General features: G+C 37.4%; 18 protein-coding genes. 10 read left to right on the top strand and 8 right to left on the bottom strand.

Going from position 1 to position 17,558, the window contains the following annotated elements; genetic code table 11:
• Positions 1-173: 173 nt before the first annotated feature.
• Positions 174-359 (bottom strand): H-type small acid-soluble spore protein, encoded by a 186-nt coding sequence (locus WBG45_RS15700; RefSeq protein WP_424416026.1) that lies wholly within the window; start codon positions 357-359, stop codon positions 174-176.
• A 215-nt stretch (positions 360-574) separates the two neighbouring features.
• On the opposite strand from WBG45_RS15700, the gene WBG45_RS15695 reads away from it, so the two are divergent.
• The 3 genes from WBG45_RS15695 to WBG45_RS15685 all read left to right on the top strand — a co-directional run bounded on the left by WBG45_RS15695 (position 575) and on the right by WBG45_RS15685 (position 3,444).
• Positions 575-1,525: a bile acid:sodium symporter family protein gene (locus WBG45_RS15695; RefSeq protein ID WP_424416027.1), complete on the top strand. Its 951-nt coding sequence runs from the start codon at positions 575-577 to the stop codon at positions 1,523-1,525.
• A 162-nt stretch (positions 1,526-1,687) separates the two neighbouring features.
• Positions 1,688-2,488, top strand: a complete 801-nt coding sequence (locus WBG45_RS15690) for an alpha/beta fold hydrolase (protein WP_424416025.1) — start codon at positions 1,688-1,690, stop codon at positions 2,486-2,488.
• 14 nt (positions 2,489-2,502) lie between these two features.
• Positions 2,503-3,444 (top strand): GGDEF domain-containing protein, encoded by a 942-nt coding sequence (locus WBG45_RS15685; RefSeq protein WP_424416024.1) that lies wholly within the window; start codon positions 2,503-2,505, stop codon positions 3,442-3,444.
• Positions 3,445-3,534: 90 nt separating this feature from the next.
• Here WBG45_RS15685 and WBG45_RS15680 read toward each other — a convergent pair whose 3' ends face one another.
• Positions 3,535-3,723, bottom strand: a complete 189-nt coding sequence (locus WBG45_RS15680) for a hypothetical protein (protein ID WP_424416023.1) — start codon at positions 3,721-3,723, stop codon at positions 3,535-3,537.
• 185 nt (positions 3,724-3,908) lie between these two features.
• Here WBG45_RS15680 and WBG45_RS15675 point away from each other — a divergent pair, with 185 nt between their 5' ends.
• From WBG45_RS15675 to WBG45_RS15645, 7 genes are all read left to right on the top strand, one after another.
• A complete protein-coding gene (locus WBG45_RS15675; protein ID WP_424416022.1) occupies positions 3,909-4,682 on the top strand; it encodes a general stress protein in 774 nt (257 codons plus the stop codon).
• A gap of 252 nt (positions 4,683-4,934) precedes the next feature.
• Entirely contained in the window at positions 4,935-5,135 is a 201-nt protein-coding gene (locus WBG45_RS15670; RefSeq protein WP_424416021.1) for a small, acid-soluble spore protein, alpha/beta type, read from the top strand.
• Positions 5,136-5,259: 124 nt separating this feature from the next.
• Positions 5,260-5,682, top strand: coding sequence for a VanZ family protein (locus tag WBG45_RS15665; protein ID WP_424416020.1), 423 nt, complete (start codon positions 5,260-5,262; stop codon positions 5,680-5,682).
• A 184-nt stretch (positions 5,683-5,866) separates the two neighbouring features.
• Positions 5,867-6,067, top strand: coding sequence for an aspartyl-phosphate phosphatase Spo0E family protein (locus WBG45_RS15660; RefSeq protein ID WP_424416019.1), 201 nt, complete (start codon positions 5,867-5,869; stop codon positions 6,065-6,067).
• A gap of 1,163 nt (positions 6,068-7,230) precedes the next feature.
• Positions 7,231-8,142 (top strand): ROK family protein, encoded by a 912-nt coding sequence (locus WBG45_RS15655; RefSeq protein WP_424416018.1) that lies wholly within the window; start codon positions 7,231-7,233, stop codon positions 8,140-8,142.
• An 18-nt stretch (positions 8,143-8,160) separates the two neighbouring features.
• On the top strand, positions 8,161-9,246 hold the full coding sequence (locus WBG45_RS15650; RefSeq protein ID WP_424416017.1) for an ABC transporter ATP-binding protein: 1,086 nt from the start codon (positions 8,161-8,163) through the stop codon (positions 9,244-9,246).
• A 231-nt stretch (positions 9,247-9,477) separates the two neighbouring features.
• Positions 9,478-9,903 (top strand): VanZ family protein, encoded by a 426-nt coding sequence (locus WBG45_RS15645; RefSeq protein WP_424416016.1) that lies wholly within the window; start codon positions 9,478-9,480, stop codon positions 9,901-9,903.
• 154 nt (positions 9,904-10,057) lie between these two features.
• Here the strand turns inward: WBG45_RS15645 and WBG45_RS15640 are convergent, their stop codons facing one another.
• The 6 genes from WBG45_RS15640 to WBG45_RS15615 form a co-directional block, all read right to left on the bottom strand.
• Positions 10,058-10,276, bottom strand: a complete 219-nt coding sequence (locus WBG45_RS15640; RefSeq protein ID WP_424416015.1) for a hypothetical protein — start codon at positions 10,274-10,276, stop codon at positions 10,058-10,060.
• Between the two features lie 247 nt (positions 10,277-10,523).
• Complete coding sequence (locus WBG45_RS15635; protein ID WP_424416014.1) at positions 10,524-11,186, bottom strand: HAD family hydrolase; 663 nt, start codon at positions 11,184-11,186, stop codon at positions 10,524-10,526.
• A 337-nt stretch (positions 11,187-11,523) separates the two neighbouring features.
• Positions 11,524-12,480 carry an ATP-grasp domain-containing protein gene (locus WBG45_RS15630; RefSeq protein ID WP_424416013.1) on the bottom strand — a complete coding sequence of 319 codons (957 nt, stop codon included), beginning with the start codon at positions 12,478-12,480 and terminating at the stop codon, positions 11,524-11,526.
• A gap of 18 nt (positions 12,481-12,498) precedes the next feature.
• Positions 12,499-13,545 (bottom strand): LLM class flavin-dependent oxidoreductase, encoded by a 1,047-nt coding sequence (locus WBG45_RS15625; protein WP_424416012.1) that lies wholly within the window; start codon positions 13,543-13,545, stop codon positions 12,499-12,501.
• A 379-nt stretch (positions 13,546-13,924) separates the two neighbouring features.
• Positions 13,925-15,550, bottom strand: a complete 1,626-nt coding sequence (locus tag WBG45_RS15620) for a thiamine pyrophosphate-binding protein (RefSeq protein ID WP_424416011.1) — start codon at positions 15,548-15,550, stop codon at positions 13,925-13,927.
• The coding region (locus WBG45_RS15615) for an EAL domain-containing protein (protein ID WP_424416010.1) at positions 15,547-17,558 on the bottom strand (2,012 nt) is incomplete at its 5' end. The genes WBG45_RS15620 and WBG45_RS15615, both read right to left, overlap by 4 nt.

Here is a 17,558-nt window from a genome sequence, read left to right as displayed (position 1 = left end):
GAAGACTCCAGCGGGAACAGCGCAGTGCAGAAATCCACTCGGACGTTAAGTCCGAGTTAGTTCGGCGCAAGCCCGCGGAAAGCGTAACTGTTTTGCGGAATATCAACAGCAACATTTAACATAGCCTTTGATTAAAATATTTTGTAATTCAAATGATTTAGCAGTTAAGAACCTTAATGAACTACTTCCTCTAGCTCCGAAATATCCACTTCAGAGCGCTCTTCCAATGAATGTCGTAAATGGACAGTCGCCATTTTGCCGTTTTCGTGTATTTGGTCAATCCAAACTGAAACACCGTTATACGTAACATCTACTTCGTTTGATGATCCCACAATTTGCTTGATTCGATTGATATCCATAATATTTCCTCCTTCACTTGTTCATGTTAGTGTGGTTTTGTACCACGTAATCATGTAAATGTTTTTAAAAAACTTTGAATTTTTTAGTTAGTGTGAGCGACATTTTATTAAGAATAAACAGTCAAAAACAACAATTAAGGGACGTGACCGACACAATGGGATTATAATGGGAGGAGATTCATTACATCTTTCCCATCATTGGAGTGAAACGCAACATGTTATATAAAATCAACAAAATATTAGAGAAATTCATGCCATTAATGGTTCCAACCTCCGTGGTAATCGGGGTGTTGTTGTCAGTATATGTAGAGGATTTTTCTTTTTTAATTCCTTGGATTTTTGCGTTTATGACGTTTTCAGGGAGCTTGAATTCAAATTTTTCATCAATGAAACAAGCCGTGTTGAATCCGTTACCTCTTGTTATAGTTCTTTTTATTTTACATATAGTAATGCCGCTATGGGCACTTGGCGTTGGCCATGTAGCATTTAGTGGAGATGCGTTCACCATTACGGGTTTAGTATTGGCCATGGCGATTCCAACAGGCATTACCAGCTTTGTATGGGTCTCCATTTACAAAGGTAATATAGCTTTGACTTTATCCATCATTTTAATTGATACAATGCTGTCACCATTCATTGTACCCTTTACTATGTCTCTTTTAGTTGGTGGAAATATTGAGATGGATATCGTTGGGATCACGCAAGGACTATTTTTGATGATTGTGATTCCCTCAATTGTAGGTATGACGTTAAACCAGGTTTTAAAAGAAAGAGTTGCGAGTGGTCTTAGCGCTCGTTTATCCCCTTTTGCCAAAATAGGCATGGGAATTGTCGTTATGTTAAATGGAGCAGTTGTAGCACCGTATTTACTAGACATTAATTTAAAGTTAATTGGGATTGCCATTGTCATGTTTTTGGTCGCGTTTAGTGGATATTTAATTTCATTTTTCACTGGAAAGCTGTTCAAGCAAGACAAGGAGACTGTCACTGCAATGATGTTTACGGGTGGTATGAGAAATATCAGTGCTGGGGCAGTGTTAGCCGTATCTTATTTTCCTGCAGCTGTTGCGGTTCCGGTTGTTCTAGGGATGCTTTTTCAACAAGTATTAGCATCAATTTTTGGCTTTGCAATTAAACGGTACTATCTTGAAGAGAAAGATGTGTAAATGACTGACATAAGTCATGTGAACAAAGTGTCGTATTTAGTTATATGTGACTACTTTATTTGAATAAATTTGTTATTCTGTTCTTTTATTGTGATAAAATGAAGCAAAAGAAATGCTGATAATTTACTCATCTGAAATGACGAAAAGAGGAAAAATAATACATTGAATTCTCATATTCTTAAACGAAATTATATAAATGTTAGTGGTAAAGGTCCAAAGACCGTCGTGTTTGCACACGGCTTTGGGTGTGATCAATTAGTGTGGAGAGATATAGCACCTGCTTTTGAAGAGGACTACCAAGTGGTCTTATTTGATTATGTAGGTTCAGGTAGAAGTGACAAATCACAATATTCACCAGAACGCTATTCTTCGCTAAAAGGGTACGCACAGGATGTACTTGAAGTTTGCGATGCGCTTGAATTAAAGAACATTGTGCTTGTCGGACATTCGGTAAGTAGTATGGTCGGGGTCCTTGCTTCAATAGAACGACCAGAATTGATGGAGAAGTTGATTATGATTGGTCCTTCCCCACGATATTTAAATGAACCAGGGTATCAAGGAGGATTTGAAAAATCGGATATTGAAGCACTTCTTGATATGATGGAGAAAAATTACAATGAGTGGGCCAAGTATTTAGCGCCCGTAGCGATGGGAAATGATGCAGGTCCGGAATTAACGGCTGACTTTGAACGACAATTGTGTTCGAATGATCCACTTATCGCTCGGCAGTTTGCGGAAGTCACATTTACATCAGATATCAGAAGTGAATTGACAAAGGTTTCAACGCCTACGCTAATTTTACAAACATTAGATGATGCAATTGCGCCTGTGGAAATTGGAGAATATGTTCATTCGAAAATTCCTGAGAGTGAATTTGTGTTGATGCAAGCAACTGGACATAATCCGCATATTAATGAACCAGAGGAAACCATAAGTTATATTAAAGCATTTTTGTCGAAGTAGATGGAGGTATCACAATGCAAGAGCAGCTGAACTTAGCGCCTTTTGGCTATTTGGTTATGAATAATAAGTTAGGAATTTTGGATATGAACCAAACCATGCATGAGTGGGTTGGCGTTGAGAGTGCTCCAGCTCATATGCATGATTTATTAACGATCCCGTCACGAATTTATTTTCAAACGTATTTTTCTCCTTCTATTAAAATGCATGGAAAAGTGAATGAAATGTATTTGACTTTAAAGACCAAAAGCGAACAAATACCGGTATTGATGAATACAGTTGAACGAAATGAGCAATATGAGTGTGTGTTTGTGCAAATGAAAGTACGTGATGAATATGAAAATGAACTCCTTTTAGCGAAGCGCAATGCTGAAAGAATTCTTCATGATACCGACGAAGCATATATGAAATTACAAGGGTTAATGAAAGAAGTTGAAGGTAAACAACAAGAATTGTTGGAACTGAATACCCAATTAAAAGAATTAGCCACAACAGATCCTTTAACTGGATTAAAAAACAGACGGTGTTTACAAGAAAAAATAATGGAAAATATAGAGCTATCAAAGAAAGAACATTGTTCTTTTTCTTTACTACTGATCGACATCGATTTCTTTAAACGCGTTAACGACACATATGGTCACCCTATCGGTGATGCAGTGTTACAAGAGTTGGCTATGAAACTTCAAGTAGAAACGAGAACACAAGATCTTGTCGCCAGAATGGGTGGAGAAGAGTTCATGATAGTTCTTCCCAACACAAACAAAGAACATGCACGAGTTATTGCGGAACGAATTCGATTAAATATTGACCATGGTTCTTGGAAACATGCACGAATTACCGTTAGTATCGGTGTTACTACATATGAACACGATGACAATCTAAGTAAATTATTTTCAAAAGCTGACGATGCCCTTTATCGTTCCAAAAATGGCGGAAGAAATTGCGTTTCTGTCAGTTAATCAAAATTAATGCAAAAAACCACTAGAATCCAAAATCTAGTGGTTTTTTGTATAATAATGATGAAGTAAACCATTCTATCTAAAATAAAATTATTTTTTCAAGGATAAATCTTCTACAAAACTACCAATTTTTCTTAACCTTTCTTCAATGCCATGAAAACTTTGGGCTTGATCAGGCGGAGAATTTGCTAACGTATACAAGGATTCAGCAATACTACTCAACTCTTGCTTGATATCATGAAGTGCTGAGACTAATTGATAAATGTTTTCTTCTTCCATATGTACCTCCTTATAATCTGTGCCTTTTCTTTCATAATATTAATGTTGCGATACGTTAAGAACCTTGTATGTATTTGTTAAGTGGTACAAGTCATGGAGGAAGACACGAAATATTGTTTAGAAAATGGGTGAAAAAGGGTAAAAAAGGGACAGGTATTGAAACCAGATGTGAGGAGGAATTTATAATGAATAAACGAGTGGTTGGCATTTATAATAGCGAAGAGGCAGTTATGCTTGAAATTGATAAATTGAAAGCTCTGGGTCACGATGAGAGCTCCATATTTGTTTTAGCTAAGGATCTACACCGAGCTCATGCGATTGTCGAAGAGACAGGTGTCCAAGTGGAGGAAATTCCAGAAGAAGGAGAACCTGAACCGAAAGGCAGTGGTGTATTTAGCCGAATGTTTTATGCGTTGGATTATGACACGCAACATTCAGGTGTAGCAGCTGTCTTGAAATCGGCTGGAATAACAGAAGATGAAGTAGGTTCCTATGTGAGACAACTTGAGCAAGGCGATTTAGTCATTCTTGCAAATGCAGAAGTTCCACGTCAACCATATTCAGATGAAAGCGATGCAGGTTTCTCTAACGAAGAACAATCCATGCAGTTTTATGAAAGCGCACGGGCTGAAGGAGATGTAGAACCACCTCCATTAAATCAACAAGGATTCGCAACAAATGAGCCTACTAGAAGTATGTATAAAGAAGACGTACAACATTCGTATGCCCAAAGCCAAGACTATCCTTTACAAGAACAACCAAACGTATCAAACGATGTTGCTCAAGCGGGTACAAAAGATGAAATATATGTCGAACATATTTATTTTGATAGTGACATTCCACCCATTGAAACGAGTGATGAAGAATTGATTCGTTTTCCAATTGTTGAAGAACGTGTAAGAGTTATTAATGAAAAAGTTGTTACAGGTGAAATCGTCGTACGCAAAAGAACTTATTAAATAGACATCATGTATAACCAAAACCCTTCTATCTTTATTGATGGAAGGGTTTTTGCATATTCAAAAAAGATAGGTTGGGCATGCTAATTTGAAAAAAGTACAAATTCATCAGTACTGATTTTATTTATCTTATTAAGAGCATGTTATTAATAATAGTCAGATTTAAAAGAACCAAAAAATCATAAATTTTTTTTCAACTTGCATGATTTTCTGAAAAAAGACCATTCTATGATTAGCGAGGAGGTGAGCAAAATGGCAAACAACAATTCAAGCAATAAATTATCAGTACCAGGTGCAAAACAAGCGTTGGATCAAATGAAATACGAGATCGCACAAGAATTCGGAGTGCAATTAGGCGAAAATTCTACAGCGCGTGCTAACGGATCCGTTGGCGGAGAAATCACTAAGCGTTTGGTAGCACAAGCCCAAAACCAATTAAAAGGACGTAGCTAATAAAAAAATGCCGGCAGTTTTTACTGTCGGCATTACATTTGTATGAAATAAATTAATAAGGAAAATACTTACATAAGGTCAAAGGAAACGAAAGGATGTGCCCAACTTGTATTTTGCTCCATTTTTGCTATTCGTTTGGGCAGTCATTATATTAATCGCGGGATGTACATCGGATGCCCATGCATTTCTATATGAACAAGTGATAGAGTTCAATGTCGAAATAGCACCCAACTTTCGTGACTTGCTAATCACCAATGATATTCATATTACCAATGAGTTTTATGTCATTCAAAAAATAGGACATATTTACGCATTCGGATTACTGTTCTTGTTATTGCTAAATTGGATTAAGCGTTTTAAAATCACTCTTATGTTGTGTGGAACGTTTGCTTTCATGACTGAAGTTCTTCAACTTTTTTTCAGTCGCAACGGGAGACTATTTGATGTGGGGATAGATATTGTAGGAATCTTATTTTCATATGTACTGTGTAGGGCTATCTTTTTAAAGACAAAAGAAGTTTCGAGATACGAAAATTACGTAAAATAAAGTTTGTATAAAATCAACACTTTTATTCAAATTTATTTGAAAATGTTACAATTTAATGAACATTGTTCATATTTACACGAAGCGACAATTTTTTACAAGACCATTCATTTATGATGTACCTTGTGCAATATTATAAGTCGAAATATAAAAAATATACTAAATATATATGGAGGACGGAAAGTAAATGATAAGTATAAATAAAAAATTGATGCTATTAGGTCAAATTAAATTGAAGCAAAGAATAATGTACAACAGAGCAACAAAACTAGGAAGAACTCATTCGAGTGTAATATCATGCAGCCAAGAATTAGACATCTTGTTAAACAGATATCAAGATATTCAATTCGGCAATAAAGAAGAGTGTCAATATTCCAAGGTCAGTTAATTGGGTATAAGAATGAATGAAAATTCATTCACTAAGATTTCGAAAAATCCGGTAGCGAATATTTGAAGCGGAAGTGCTTCAAATTAATAAAGGAGAGATTTCGTTCAACCATTGAACGAAATCTCTCCTTTTCCTTTCATATTCTTTACTACGATATCTGTTGAAGGTATTTCCGTTTGTTAACATTGTTGTAATAACCGCTGTTGTATTCATTCGACTAGATGTGTTTTATAGCCACCTCGTAAGTCTTCTGGATCGGTTGAGAAATGAATCTATTCTATATAATCTTCTACGACTTCTTCTTGGAAAACAGTCGAAATAGATTTCCACTGATTCGCATATTCAAAAATTTCTTATTGGAATCTATTTTTGAATTAGAAGTGATTTTATTAATTAAAAAAAGATAAGCATCTTAAACATATGGCTGCAGTGAAAATCGCCATAAATGGACTGAACGAAAGAGACCGTTCATTTGAAAACATCCATGACAACATAAATTAAGTACTTTTATAGACAAAAGCTATGACCTAAATATCTGTTCATATTAAATTTGGTAAGTGATTGAAGTGGAAGGCGGCGACTCCGGCGGGAAAAGCGAGGCAGACGAGGAGGCTCGGCGCCCGCCCGCGGAAAGCGTCCGACTGTAACGAAAATTACTCACTAAAAAATCGACTATTTCAGTAGCATCTAAATATTGCTACTGAATTTTCTGCTTTTTTCTTTCACTAGCCTGGGGTATGACAAATTCCTATACAAAAGCCACCGGCTGACAATTTCTGTATTACAGTTAGAAAGAGTATGTGTCAGGTACGGTATTCAAACTAAAGCTAGGATTTTTCAGGGCAATAATCAGCTGTTTTCGACCAAGTATGTGAACCTAGAAGTATTCTTACCTCTAGGGGCTTTTATTAAGCCGAAATTGTAAGCGCAAACAAAAAGGACTATTTACCAGTAGAAGTTATGGTATCATTTAATTTAAGCACTAAAGTTTTCAAGAGTTTAATGAACAAAAGTTCATAACTTATTAATATTAGTGTCTTCACCAAATAAGTTAAATTGAATTTGCTGAAAAATCAATTATAGACGTATCAGCAAAATCATGTATGATTAAGTGATAGTTTAAACTATTACTAGAATTTTTACATAATGGAGGTTTAGCCTTAATGAAAGTTCTTGGCGTTGATATAGGTGGAACGAAAGTACGCATGGGAATTGTAAGCTTTGATGGTCAAGTCGTTGAAGATGTTACAGTACCCACGGAAGTGCCGTTGTATCCTTATTTAGAAAAGAAGATACTTCAACTTTTAAAAAAACATCCAGAGATACAAGCAATTGGAATTGGAACAAGAGGAATGGTAGACGCAGAAAATGGCGTCATCACGTTTGAAACTGAAACATTGCCTGGATGGCAAGGTACAGAAGTTAAATCATTATTAGAAAAAGCGAGTGGTTTGCGCGTAGAAGTTAATAATGATGCGAACTGTGCAAGTCTTGCAGAATCCATGTTAGGAGCAGCAAAAGGCTACCGACGCACGCTTTGTTTAACATTAGGAACTGGCCTTGGTGGTGGCTTCGTTGAAGATGGAAAAATCATGAATGGTACACATGGCGGTGCCTGTGAAGTGGGTCATATGATTTTATATCCAGGTGGTCATGTTTGTAGCTGTGGTAGACCTGGTTGCAGCGAACAATACGTTTCTGGAACAGCATTAAGAAGATTTATCGCAGAGCAAAATATTGTCGATGAGAACAATCAATTGATCTCACCGAATCATTTATTCCAACTTGCGCTTGAAGGACACACGGTTGCGCAAGCGGTTACGCAAAAATTCACGAGTGATTTAGCTATTGTAATTAGCTCACTTCAAGCAGTACTGGATATGGATTGTGTGGTTATCGGTGGAGGAGTTTCAGAGTCAGCGGATAGCTGGTGGGAACTGTTAATTACTGCCCTTGAGCCATTATTATTAAAGCCACTAGAAGTGAAAAGAGCGAAATTTGGTAATGAAGCGGGAATGCTAGGTGCGGCCTTACTAGTGTTAGAAGATGAAAAAGGAAAAGTATATAAAAACTAAGCAAAGGTTGTGGATAGTTTGGCAAATCTAGTATTAGAAGATATTACAAAAGTATATGATAATAACGTTTCAGCAGTATCGAATTTCAATTTAGAAGTTACAGATCAAGAGTTTATTGTCTTTGTCGGACCATCTGGTTGTGGTAAGTCGACAACATTACGTATGATCGCGGGTCTTGAAGATATTTCCTCAGGGAATTTCTATATTGATGGCAAACGGATGAATGATGTCGCACCAAAAGATCGTGATATCGCGATGGTATTCCAAAACTATGCCTTATACCCACATATGTCAGTTTATGAAAATATGGCATTTGGCTTAAAGTTACGTAAATTTTCAAAAGATGATATTGATAAACGCGTAAAAAATGCAGCAGAAATTTTAGGATTAGAAAATTATTTAGATCGTAAACCAAAAGCGCTATCAGGCGGTCAACGTCAACGTGTAGCTTTGGGTCGTGCTATTGTGCGTGATGCAAAACTATTCTTGATGGATGAACCTTTATCGAATCTTGATTCAAAATTACGTGTGCAAATGCGTGCTGAAATCGCTAAATTACACTTACGTTTAAAAACAACAACAATTTATGTAACACATGACCAAACAGAAGCTATGACAATGGCTTCACGAATCGTAGTTATGAAAGACGGCCTTGTGCAACAAATTGGTACGCCTAAAGAAGTGTATGACACTCCTGATAATGTGTTTGTTGGTGGATTTATTGGATCACCTTCTATGAACTTCTTTAACGGTAAAATGGTAAATGGTCAGTTTGTTATAGATGGAACGTCAATTGCGATTCCTGCAAGCCATGCTACATACTTAACTGAGCAATGTTACGAAGGCAAAGAATTAATTTTAGGTATTCGCCCAGAGCATATTACAAGTGATGCTCCAATCGGAAGCCAAACTCTACGCTTGAAAGTTGAAGTTTCTGAACTTACTGGTGCAGAATTAATGGTCTACTCAAATATTGAAGGCCAAGAATTTATTGCACGTATCGAGTCAAGTAACCCAGTTCAACCTGGCGAAGCGATTGACTTGTCATTCGACGTAGCAAGAGGTCACTTCTTTGATAAAGAAAGTGAATTACGTATTAAATAGAAATAGCAATACAAAAGCGGCTCGCACAGTTGATGTGTAAGCCGCTTTTTGTTGTGCGAATAGGGAAAAGAAGTCTGAAGCGGCCGAAATTGTATCTTCGGCCGCAGTTCTATAGGAAAGTAATGGACGATTGTTTAGTTTCAAAAAAGGTGGGTGAATGTAAGGTTATTGTTTTCAAACTTTGCACTTACATGAGAGAATGGGTTTTATGTAAATGGGAGGTTGTTAGATTTGTTTTTTCGAATACTTACAGGATTGTGGGCTGTTATGATACTGGTGGGAAGTTGTACGTCAGATCCACAGCTATTTATTTATAATCAATATGTGAATTTTGATTTTCAAAGTGCCATTAATTTTAGAGATTTATTCATTATTAGTGATTTTCAATTAACGAGTACGTTCTTTTTGTTTCAAAAGGTTGGACATTTTGCAGGTTTTGCGCTTCTTTTCTTTTTGCTTTTCAATTGGATTAAGAGTTATCGGTTTACATTCGTGTTATGTGTGATATTCGCTTTGTTAACTGAAGTTTTGCAACTCTATTTTAATCGGAATGGGCGATTGTATGATGTTGGTGTAGATAGTATCGGACTGGTAGCGGGGTATCTTATGTGTCATTATTTCTATACGAAAGCGACATTAAAGAAGGATATTGTCTAGATTATTTGTGGTTCAAAATAAGTCGGTTCAAAATGTGTTGCAACAGTAACACAAGTTGCTGCTAAATAATATGATTTAAATAACGCTTGATCGCAGAATTAACTGCGGTCGGGCGTTTTTTATGTAACGACAATGTAAAAAGAAGCGCGAGTAATCAGCGCTTCTTTTTGTTTAATACAACTGGTTTCTCGTCTACTTTGTGGACATCATTTTTGAGGAGGAAGTATGCAATGATACCAGACAAGATAGAGCCTCCTACTGCGATTAGGATACGTGAATCAAAAGGGACTTCTGCATATTTCTTCTCTATGAGCCACATTGCTAAGAAAGCGACGATGATCATAATTGGAATAATTAAGGCTAAGCGTTTCATAAGGGATACATCCTTTTTTTCTTTAAGTTTACCATAGGAAGCTGAAGGGGACGGTGGATTTTCAGTGAACATCAGCAGAGAAAAGCGAATGAAATTGTATCTTCATCCGCTTAGTATTAAATATAGTTAGAATGACCTCTTATTTTCAATGTCCGAAGCCTAACTCACGGAACTAAAAGACGATAAGTTCACTTTTCATCCAATCAGCTCCGATGATAAGTTAGAGTGGGCTCCTATGCATTTCGTATTACCAAAGGATTTCCCATTTACGTTCTTCGGCAATTGCTTGTAGTCGTGATTCAGGACGGACGGCAACTGGGTTTCCGACAAGTTCAAGCACGGTGATATCTGAAATGCTGTCACCGTAAGCAGAGCTGTTTTTCCAGTCGATATCGTAGCCTTGAAGTGCTTGGTCAATCATTTCGTTTTTACGTTCACCTTGTATGTGATAAATGGCGTTGTCTGTGTCTAGTGAGCCGTTTTTCATTGGAATTTGTGTTCCAATGACTTCATGTATAGCGAGGTCACGAGTGACTTCGTTCAACATAGGAGTGAAAGCTCCCGAGACTAACAAAACATGGTCGCCTTCGACTAAATGCTTTTTCAATCGATTGACGACTGCAGAGTTTAGTTCATTGTGCATTTCTTTAGACATATCTTTGAAATAGTTTTCAATTTCTTCTTGGGGCATGTCTTTTAATGCATTTAAATATAGCTGCATGGATTTGGCTTTCATTTTGTTCTCTGGGTAAAGTTTTAATTTATAAGCAAGATATGGTTTCATAAGTGCTCGGTAAAATGGTTGATATTTTGACGAGTGAGTAGGATGTTTTTTCATATAATTCATCATAAGTTTAAAGGTTTCTTGAGGATACAGTGTTCCGTCAAAATCGAAAATGGCTACGCGCATTAAATGATCACTCCTGTTCTAATGTTTCTAGTCTATCACGAAAAGGATGGCGCGGTAACATTCGGCTAGTCATGAATTTTCCATGAAAAAGAGTTGGAATGGTTTAGAAACGCTGTGATTTTAGCTGTTTTTATAAGGATTTGTCCTGAATTTTACGTTTAGTTGTAATTTTGGAGCATTTAGTTATAAAAAAATCATGTTTAGTTGTAATTTTCGCCGCTTTAGTTGTAAAAATCGCGACTTTAGTTGTAATAGTAAACTAATGCTAATGGAATCATCGAAATTACTTCGAAACAAAAGAAGCCGCCGTTTTCACACAACGACCGCTCCTTTATTATTAAATAGTGTAGTTTCTTTCGAGTTCGGCTTTAAGCGTTCTTGCAAGTTGCAGCATGTTATAGTGACCGACTTCTTTTTCGGCGTCTGCATTATACTTGGTGTTTGTGTTGACATCGTATGTGTAAATTTCGTCATCTGTGTCGCGAATAAATTCGATGCCGGCAACTTTGATTTCATTTTGTTTAAGGAAGGTCTCGTATTTTGCAATAATAGGGTCATTGAAATTCTCAATGATTTGGAATTTAGGTTGGCTTGAATTTGTTTCTGATGGAGTTTCACCAACTGGGCAGAACATGTCGTCAATTTGACAAGCGTCTGCTGGACACAGTTCGAAGCCTTCAGATGTGTCGACTTTTACTGCATATTGGAATTTGCCGTTAATAAATTCACAGCGTGTGATGTACGGTTCTGGTGCCTTAATATACTGTTGGATTAAGGTGACACCATCGACTGGTTCTTCGAAAGTTGGTCCTTCGACATAGCTTTGTAAGCCTTCGATTGAGTGGAATAGTTGAACACCAAGTCCTTTACCAGCGCGGTTATGTTTAGTAATAAATGAACTTTCGCCTAAAGCATGAGCTGCGTTCATTATATGTCCTTTACCAACAGCTGCAATGGTTTTCGGCGTTTTGATTCCTGCAGCTTCTAGTGCGGTGCACTGAAGTACTTTGCTTAATTCGAGTCTTAAGGCATTGCTACCATTGAAAATGGTGCGGTTATGATGCTCAAGCCACGCTAATACAGCAGAAGTAAGTTCTGGTGCGTAGCGGTGATTTCTCGTATGGGATGAGGCACTCATGCGATTGTAGAATATTCCTTCAGGTGGAGCCTCAGTTAAATTGACGATACCTTGATCGAGATGCCATTCTTCATAGGGTACTTGTAGTTCTTCAAGACGTTTTGTTAAATGAACTGTCCATTCGCTATTTTCATGTAGTATATAAACTTTAGTCATCAAATTGTCCTCCGATAGTTAGATTAATTGAGCTCTTTTGCTTTCAACAAGCGGCATTACTTTTTCAGCAAATCGTTGCATTTCTTCAAGCTGTGGTGAGAATTGTAGCAATAAAAGATCAAGGCCAGCTTGTTCGTAAGCAATAATTTGATTGGCAATTTGTTCTGGCGTTCCAATTAGGTTAGGTCTTAATCCACGATTGGAAACTGAGTAATCATAAAGTTTTACTTGTTGTTCAAGTTGAGATTTGTTGACGAAGTCATTATATCCCGCATAAGCGCTGGAATCTTTTGTATCGGTAATTCGCTGAAGTTCCAGTTGTGCTTGTTCTTCAGTTTCTCGACATACGATATATGCCGCCATACCAAAGGATTGGAACGGTTCTTTTCCAGCCTTTTTCCGTAAGGATTTCATATCGTGAATCTTAGTAGTGATTTCCTCAACAGTTCCACCGTGCATAACGTAAGCATCACAGCCAGCGACGATGGTTTCTTTTCCGCGAGGACTTTCGCCACCTGCGTATAGAATTGGGTTAGGTTTTTGAACGGGCTTCGGTTGTAGGTGTGCATTTTCAATGTTGTAAAATGCTCCTTTGTAAGTAAAGACGTCTTCTGTCCAAAGTCCTTTGAGTACATCAATAAATTCTTCAGTGCGGTCATAACGAGCGTCATGTTCAGTGAAGATACCAGCGTATTGTTTGGCTTCTTCTTCCCACCAAGCTGATACAACATTCAACGTGAGTCGTCCACTGCTAATGTGATCGATGTTTGACGCCATTTTCGCAGTAACAGCAGGGTTATGGAAACCTGGTCTAACTGCAACCATAATTTCGATCTTTTCTGTGACTGCAGCAAGTGCTGCAGCTGTAGACCAAGCTTCTAATGAGTCGGATTCAGGTCCTTTTATATCATTTAAGTAAAGTTCAGCGATAAGAGTTGTATCGAAGCCTAATTTTTCGCCTGCTTGTATTACTTGCTTTGCATAATCAAAGGTAGGGGGCATGTTCTCATCTTCCACGTTGCGCAACCAACCTCCGAAAATAGGCAACCAAAATCCATAACGCATAAAATGTACAACTCCTTTATGAAAAGTAAAATTAATAGAATAATGAAATTCATTACTATTATTAATCCTATAGGATAACTAGGTTATGAGTCAAATAAGGGGATTATGATTTACAGTGGTTTCACATCTTGCTTTTTAATCGGCATAGTAATATAAATATCGCTGAAAATATGTTTAGTTGTAAATTATAAGCATTTAGTTGTAAAAAAAGCGCATTTAGTTGTAATTTTGCCCACTTTAGTTGTAATAAGAAAATTATGGGTCTAGGAATTGGTGATATTGCTAAAGATGTACCGATTTTTAAACCTTTTGTATTATAAATCATCAATTTAAAAAAACTCCCCACAAATTGTAGATTGTGAGGAGTTGGTAGAAATATTTATCCACGCTTAAGCGTAGGAGGGATTTCTTCTGGGTCGACCATGATTTCGATGACAGTGGGTCCAATATAAGTTTTTGCAAAGAGTAAGGCTTCTTCAACCTCTTGCGCTGTAAAGCAACGGAAAGCTGCTGCACCAAGTGATTCTCCAAAGAGGCTAAGGTTTGCGGGATACTCATAAACGGTTCCAACTGATCGTCCCAAGTTATAGCGCATTCCTTTGTCGACCATGTCGAGACGACCATTGTTTAGAACGATGAATGGAATTTGTAAGTCATGACAGACAGCTGTTGAGATTTCTGTACCATGCATCATCATACATCCGTCTCCAGTTAAGCATGCAATCGCTTGCTCAGGGTTGGCAAATTTAGCACCAATTGCATAACCAATGGCGTGACCCATTGTCCCAAAAACATCGTCTGAAAAGAATGTGCCTTCTTGTTCAATATCAAAATCTTGAATGGCATAAAAAGTATGACTGCCGTCATCTCCAAAAAGAATGGTTTCAGCTGATAGGTGTTTTCGCATCAGTCTAACTGCAGTAACTGCAGATATTTTTTCAGTTGAAGAAGAGGGGACTTCAATGATGTCTCTATCAACTATCAAGGATGTTGTTGCAGCACTTTCAACAAGAGCGGGATCAAGAATCGCTTGTAGGTTTACTTTTGCATCTCCGATGATAGGTAGGGTTGGAACAGGAAGTGATTTACCGACAAAAGTTGGTTCTATGTCAAATTGAATAACTTGCTTTGGAAGCATGTTAGCTGTGAATCCAGCTAAGGTCATATCCGTTAGTTTTGTTCCGATGACGATCAGTAAGTCGACGCCTTCATTTAAGTAATCACTCGCGGCTTGTGTTCCGCCTAAACCAAATGGGCCTAGATACCCTGGATGGTCGGTGCGGATGGTTCCTTTCCCGCCGGGTGTTGTGATGACTGGTATATTATATTGAAGTGAAAGATACTTCACTTCTTCATAAGCTTGTGAAATATGTACGCCTTTTCCTAGGAATAGAAGAGGTTTTTTCGCATGTTCAAGCAAGGTTTTCACTTCATTCATATAAGGTGAAACCGCTTGTTGTAAGTGCGGTAATGTCAGTGTAAATGGTTCGATTTCTTGCATAAGCACATCTGCCGGTATGGATAAATGAACGGGACCTTTACGACCGGTTAATGCTGTTTCAAGTGCGTGTTGGAAGTAGATTGGGAACTGATCTCCGCGTTCCACTCGCGCACTAAAAAGTGTGACAGGTTCAAACATTTTAACTAAATCAGTACCGAAAACGCTTGAATCCTGCCCCATAGCCCGTCCAGTTTCTTTGACAGAAGGATGTCCTGTAATAAAAAGAACGGGTAAGTTGAAGGCTTTTGCTTGTCCGGCTGATGTTAGTAAGTTCGTGCCGCCTGGTCCTGAAGTGCCGATTGCAACACCTAGTGTTTGGTTTTGTCGAGCATAACCGCCTGCCATAAAACCAGCGCCCGACTCATGTCTGCTTAACACGAAATCGAGTTCGTTCTTTTCCATAGCAAGTAGAAGCGGGACGACGGCCTTACCAGGTATACCGAATGCATGTGTAACTTGAAAAGATTTTAAATGTTCGACAAGGATAGTTGCAATTGATTTCATAGTTGAATGACACCTCTAGTTGAATTTAATACGTATTGTTTTTCGAAATCTTTTGCTGATAAGGGTTTACTAAAATAGTAGCCTTGAATTTCATCACAATGTAAATTGTTAAGGAAGTGAAGTTGTTCTTCCGTTTCAACACCTTCGGCAATTACTTTTAAGTTCAGAGCGTGGGCGATAGAAATAATTGTTCCAACAATTTTCTCGCCTTTATTACCACTCATCATGTCTCGAATGAAACTACGGTCAATTTTCAAACGATGAATCTGGAAATTCTTTAAATAGTTTAATGAACTATAACCAGTCCCAAAATCATCAATCGCAATCTGTATTCCGATAGTACTCAATTCTTCTAAAACAGAAGTTGAGCGAATAACATCCATCGTCATGGATTCTGTAATTTCTAGCTCTAAACATTGTGGCGTTAATCCGGTCTCAAGTAGAACTTGCTTAACTTTATCAACGAGTTGTTGCTTCAAGAATTCTTGTGGCGACAAGTTGATTGATACTTTAAGTGAAGTTAGCCCTTGGTCATGCCATGATTTCATTTGTCTACATGCATGATTTAGAACCCATTCACCTAAATTCACCATTAAGCCCATTTCTTCTGCAAGCGGAATAAAATTAGCTGGCGGAATAAGACCAAGTTCCGGATGATTCCAACGCAATAATGCTTCCACACCGACTATTTGGTTGGTCTGCAAATCAATTTGTGGTTGATAATGAAGAACAAGATCATTGTTTTTTATGGCTAATTCAAGCTCGGATTCGAGTGTGAGTTTTTGAAAAGATTCTTCTGACATGTCTGAGTTGTAGAAGCAATATCCATTTTTGCCACGATCTTTTGCTAAGTACATAGCGCTATCGGCGTGAGAGAAAAGGGTATTTATATCTGATCCATCATTCGGATAAATCGCTATCCCGATGCTGGTGCTGATATGGAATTCAAGATTTTGAATGACAAAGGGTTTGCGTACAATTTCAATGATGTCATTAGCAATCTCTTTGAGATCTTCGATGGTGGTGAACTTAGTAATGGCAATGGTAAACTCATCACCGCCCATTCTAAATAATTTCCCTTTATCTTGTATATACATATTTAATCGTCGAGCAATTTCAATCAGCAATGTATCACCTTTTGCATGACCAAGTGTATCGTTTATTAATTTAAATCGATCGAGGTCGAGCAAGAAAATAGACAGTGAATGGCTGGCTGCAGGTGATTCAAGAATGCCATTTACGTACTTTTGGAAATAACGTCTATTAGGAAGACCAGTTAATTCATCATGATGAGCATGGTGCTTCATTAGAAGCTGGTTTTCATAACGCTCCGTAATGTCTCGAAAGCTAACGACTGTACCAATCAAATATTTATTTACACTATAAATTGGTCGACCATCAAATAAACAAATCGTTTCTTTTGTGGAATCAGGATTTTGGAAAATGACCTCTATATCATTAAAGCTCTTTTTTGTTTTAATGATTTTTTGAATCCATTCGCCAACAATCGGTAATTCCTGAGCTGTTTTCTTTAAAACATCTTTTCGTTTTAGGCCAGTTAGTTTTTCAGCATAAAGATTAAACTCGGTAATGCGTCCAAGTTGATCAGTTAAAACCATGGCAGTATGGGAAGATTCGGTCACTACTTGATTTAACACATTCAAATCCTTATTTTGTTCAAGAAGTTTTATTTCACGTTCAATACTAGTTCCTACAACTGAAAGTAAAGACAGAAGTAAGGGATCCTTAAAACTTAATTCCGTCATAAGGGAAACTGTACCCATTGTTTTATTTGTTCGATGGTCTCTAAAAGGTACGGAATAACAAGCCGAATGTGAAAGGAAATCATGGTAATGTTGTGCACCGACAATCTCAATAGGGGAATTATTATCAAGAGCTAAGCTAATACAATTTGTTCCACTATTTTCTTCGATGAATTGGACACCTGTTTTAAATCCAAGCTGCTCAATAACGTTTTTAATCGTATTATCGCCTTCAATATACATGA

Source organism: Paenisporosarcina sp. (genome assembly GCF_049671445.1).
Lineage (GTDB): Bacteria > Bacillota > Bacilli > Bacillales_A > Planococcaceae > Paenisporosarcina.
Note: the sequence above shows the minus strand (reverse complement) of the source record. Positions and strands in the feature narration are given on the sequence as shown.

Bases quoted from the DNA above. Each gene is read 5' to 3' on its own strand.
- WBG45_RS15700 (WP_424416026.1), bottom strand. From the start codon at position 359: ATGGATATCAATCGAATCAAGCAAATTGTGGGATCATCAAACGAAGTA.
- WBG45_RS15695 (WP_424416027.1), top strand. From the start codon at position 575: ATGTTATATAAAATCAACAAAATATTAGAGAAATTCATGCCATTAATG.
- WBG45_RS15685 (WP_424416024.1), top strand. From the start codon at position 2,503: ATGCAAGAGCAGCTGAACTTAGCGCCTTTTGGCTATTTGGTTATGAAT.
- WBG45_RS15680 (WP_424416023.1), bottom strand. From the start codon at position 3,723: ATGGAAGAAGAAAACATTTATCAATTAGTCTCAGCACTTCATGATATC.
- WBG45_RS15675 (WP_424416022.1), top strand. From the start codon at position 3,909: ATGAATAAACGAGTGGTTGGCATTTATAATAGCGAAGAGGCAGTTATG.
- WBG45_RS15670 (WP_424416021.1), top strand. From the start codon at position 4,935: ATGGCAAACAACAATTCAAGCAATAAATTATCAGTACCAGGTGCAAAA.
- WBG45_RS15660 (WP_424416019.1), top strand. From the start codon at position 5,867: ATGATAAGTATAAATAAAAAATTGATGCTATTAGGTCAAATTAAATTG.
- WBG45_RS15655 (WP_424416018.1), top strand. From the start codon at position 7,231: ATGAAAGTTCTTGGCGTTGATATAGGTGGAACGAAAGTACGCATGGGA.
- WBG45_RS15640 (WP_424416015.1), bottom strand. From the start codon at position 10,276: ATGAAACGCTTAGCCTTAATTATTCCAATTATGATCATCGTCGCTTTC.
- WBG45_RS15635 (WP_424416014.1), bottom strand. From the start codon at position 11,186: ATGCGCGTAGCCATTTTCGATTTTGACGGAACACTGTATCCTCAAGAA.
- WBG45_RS15630 (WP_424416013.1), bottom strand. From the start codon at position 12,480: ATGACTAAAGTTTATATACTACATGAAAATAGCGAATGGACAGTTCAT.
- WBG45_RS15625 (WP_424416012.1), bottom strand. From the start codon at position 13,545: ATGCGTTATGGATTTTGGTTGCCTATTTTCGGAGGTTGGTTGCGCAAC.
- WBG45_RS15620 (WP_424416011.1), bottom strand. From the start codon at position 15,550: ATGAAATCAATTGCAACTATCCTTGTCGAACATTTAAAATCTTTTCAA.